The sequence below is a fragment of the Paenibacillus sp. LHD-38 genome (assembly GCF_031157315.1).
Classification (GTDB): domain Bacteria; phylum Bacillota; class Bacilli; order Paenibacillales; family Paenibacillaceae; genus Pristimantibacillus.
The window spans coordinates 1-3,140 of the sequence record NZ_JAVIFU010000115.1; the positions used below are offsets into that span (position 1 = coordinate 1).

3 protein-coding genes are annotated in these 3,140 nt (G+C 47.8%); 1 reads left to right on the plus strand and 2 read right to left on the minus strand.

What is annotated here, in order from left to right:
* Positions 1 to 378 precede the first annotated feature (378 nt).
* Together RCO25_RS34415 and RCO25_RS34420 are read right to left on the minus strand one after the other, a co-directional pair.
* Positions 379 to 1,251 (minus strand): carbohydrate ABC transporter permease, encoded by an 873-nt coding sequence (locus RCO25_RS34415; protein ID WP_309000539.1) that lies wholly within the window; start codon positions 1,249 to 1,251, stop codon positions 379 to 381.
* A 15-nt stretch (positions 1,252 to 1,266) separates the two neighbouring features.
* Complete coding sequence (locus RCO25_RS34420) at positions 1,267 to 2,217, minus strand: ABC transporter permease (protein ID WP_309000540.1); 951 nt, start codon at positions 2,215 to 2,217, stop codon at positions 1,267 to 1,269.
* Between the two features lie 143 nt (positions 2,218 to 2,360).
* On the opposite strand from RCO25_RS34420, the gene RCO25_RS34425 reads away from it, so the two are divergent.
* Positions 2,361 to 3,026: a hypothetical protein gene (locus RCO25_RS34425; protein WP_309000541.1), complete on the plus strand. Its 666-nt coding sequence runs from the start codon at positions 2,361 to 2,363 to the stop codon at positions 3,024 to 3,026.
* The last annotated feature ends 114 nt before the right edge of the window (positions 3,027 to 3,140 follow it).

Here is a 3,140-nt window from a genome sequence, read left to right on the forward strand (position 1 = left end):
GTTGCAAGATGCTCTGCTTCAATTCCTTGTTCACTTGGTTCATTGTCCTCCACCTCGGCCTCTTTTTCCTCACTATACGTTCTTTTGAGGGGGGCGACAACTATTCTGACACAGGGGGATATGAAACATAATCATCTCGATTTCAAACGATAGATGCAAAAATAAAACAACCAACATGCCGCAAAGGCATGTTGGTTGTTTGTGTTTCTTGCTATTTCACTAATTTGAAAGCCAATGCAGTCGACTGCCGGCTGTTCGGTCCGTCACAGGCGGTGAAGCCGCCGCATCGTTGTAATGAGTGAGGTCGGAGTGTTAGTAGCGGAGCTGCTACTCCTGTCGGAATGATAGTAGCGGAGCTGCTGCTCCTACAGCCGGCCGTTATTCCTTTACCGCGCCAATGACAATCCCTTTGACAAAGTAGCGCTGCAGGATCGGATAGACGAGCAGGATGGGCAGGGCGCCGATGAAAATTTGCGATGCCCGAAGCGTGCGCTGGGATTTGTTCGCAACGATTGACGGATCGAACTTGCTCATATCCGCCTGTACGATAACGGTCTGCAGGAAGCTTGCAAGCGGAAGATCCATCGATTCCTTGATATAGATCAAGCCGTCGAAATAAGCGTTCCAATGCATAACCATCGTGAACAGCGAGATCGTCGCAATCGCCGGCATGGAGATCGGAAGGTAAATCGAGACAAAGCTTCTCAAGTGGCTGGCGCCGTCAATGAAAGCTGCTTCTTCAAGCTCTTTCGGCACGGTGCGGAAGAAGTTGAGCAGCAGAATAACGTTATATACCGATACCGTGACTGGAAGAATAAGCGCCATAAGCGTGTTCATAAGTCCAAGCTTGAGTATGAGAATATAGCCTGGAATCAATCCGCCGCTGAAGAGCATCGTTACGACGAAATACCATAAATAAATGTTCCGCGCCCGGAAGATGCGGGTTTCTTTGGATAGGGCATAGGCGGCCACGGCGTTCACGGCCATGGCAAGCGCCGTCCCGAGAACGGTCCGCTGCACCGATACCCAAAGGGAAGACAAAAAGTTGGCGTTCTCGAAGGTTTTGGAGTAAGCCTCGAAGGTGAAGCCAATCGGCCAAAAAGTAACAAGTCCGGCATTAGCCGGAGCGGACGAGCTTAAGGACACCATCAGCAAATGGTACAACGGCAGCAGGCAGACAATCGAGATGATGGTGAGCAGCACATTGTTAAAGAGGCTGAATATGCGGTAAGACATGGTTTTGTAATACATGAGCAGTCACCCTTTCTAGAAGATCCTGTAGCCGGCGAATTTATAAGCAAGACGGTAGGAGATAACGATCAGGATTAAGCTGATCAAGGATTTGAAGAAGCCGACAGCCGTCGCAAAGCTGAATTGTCCGCTAAGCAAGCCTTCACGGTACACGAATGTGTCAATAATATCGCCTTGCTGATAGATGAGCGGGCTGTAAAGGTTGAACACTTGGTCGAAGTTGGCGTTAAGCACGTTACCGAGCGCGAGGGTAGCGACAACGATGAGAATCGGGATAAGCGCCGGTATCGTAATATGCATCGTTTGCTTGATCCGGTTTGCGCCGTCGACCTCGGCCGCTTCGTACAATGCCGGGTTAATGCCGGCAAGCGCCGCGAGGATGATAATCGTATTAAAGCCAAATTCCATCCATACATCGCTGAAAATAATCGTGAAGCGGAACCAGAAACCGTCACCCAGGAAGAAAATCGGCTTTATGCCAAACACATTGGAGAGGAACTGGTTGATAAGCCCGGTCTGGGCAAGCACATCGATCAGAATGCCGGAGAGCGTTACCCAAGAAAGAAAGTGAGGTAAATAGACGAGCGTTTGGATCGATCTTTTGAGCCCCATATTCCGTACCTCGTTAAGCAGCAAGGCAAAAATAAACGGAATGATCAAGTTCATAATGATCTTGGAGCAGGCAAAAAATAACGTATTCCACGTAATTTGCAGAAAATACTCATTCTCGAGCATGTAACGGAAATGTTTGAGTCCGACCCATGGCGAGCCGGATATACCGAGCCCGGCCTTATAATCCTGAAACGCCATGACAAGCCCGGACATGGGAAGATAAGCAAAAATGAAGACCAGCAGCACGGCTGGCAGCACCATCAAATGAAGCATCCATGGCTGCTTATAGCCGCTGTTCTTTTTCGTTTTCTGGGCAGCTTTAGGGTTTGGTTGCAATAGGGTATTAGAGTCCATAATTCTCCCTTTCCGTGAAATCATATTTGTGTAACACTTGAAACCCTGATATAAATAGTAACAAAGTGCATCCGCACGAAACTATAAGACAATGTTAGGATTCATAGGTTTTTGTTAGGCAGATCAGCCGGGGGGATCGAGAAATGGTACTACGCCAAAGCGCAGCGTTTGTAAAAAAGAAGATGGGGCAGAGGTACAGCCTTTTTGCCAAAATGAATATTTTGATTCTGGTCCTGTTTATTCCTATCATCATTCTGTTCGCTTATTCCAACGAAATCGCAACGAATATTATCAGCAAGGAGCTGCGGGCTTCCAACATGAAGCAGCTTTCCTTTCTGTCCAGCCAAATCGATTCGCGGATCGATCAAACGGTCGATTTCGTCATTACGTTCTCAAGGGACCCGAATGTCGAGAAATTCAACGGGTTAAACATCTGGGACGATCTCTATGACCGGATGCAGACGAGATATGTCGTGCAGGAGAAGATGATGCTGCAGTCGGGCATAGCGAATATTTGGCCGGTTACGTATACGGTTTATTCACAGCAAAACAAAGAAGCGATATCCAACAATAAGGATACGATCAAATACGACGAGGCTTACTTGAACAACAATATGACGGGAGAATGGACATACGGCGACGGCAGGGAGAGCGTGCTGGACGACCAAAAATCGTTCCATTGGTTTTATACCGATTCCTTCGGCCATCAAGGCGCGCTTAAAGGCAGCAATCTAGTCGTGCAAGCGAGCTTTGGCCATGAGAATATCGAGAATATGCTGGATACGTATAAAGCGGGGGGACAAGTGTAATGCCCCCCATTGTCAAGACACGAATTTTTGAGGGATAAGTTATGTCCTCCTTCTCGTGTCATTAAGCATTTTAGGATGCGATTTGGTCTATCGAGTGAGCATAGAATTGATCTG

Excerpts from the sequence above, each read along its gene's own strand:
- RCO25_RS34415 (WP_309000539.1), bottom strand. The coding sequence starts at position 1,251 with ATGTATTACAAAACCATGTCTTACCGCATATTCAGCCTCTTTAACAAT.
- RCO25_RS34420 (WP_309000540.1), bottom strand. The coding sequence starts at position 2,217 with ATGGACTCTAATACCCTATTGCAACCAAACCCTAAAGCTGCCCAGAAA.
- RCO25_RS34425 (WP_309000541.1), top strand. The coding sequence starts at position 2,361 with ATGGTACTACGCCAAAGCGCAGCGTTTGTAAAAAAGAAGATGGGGCAG.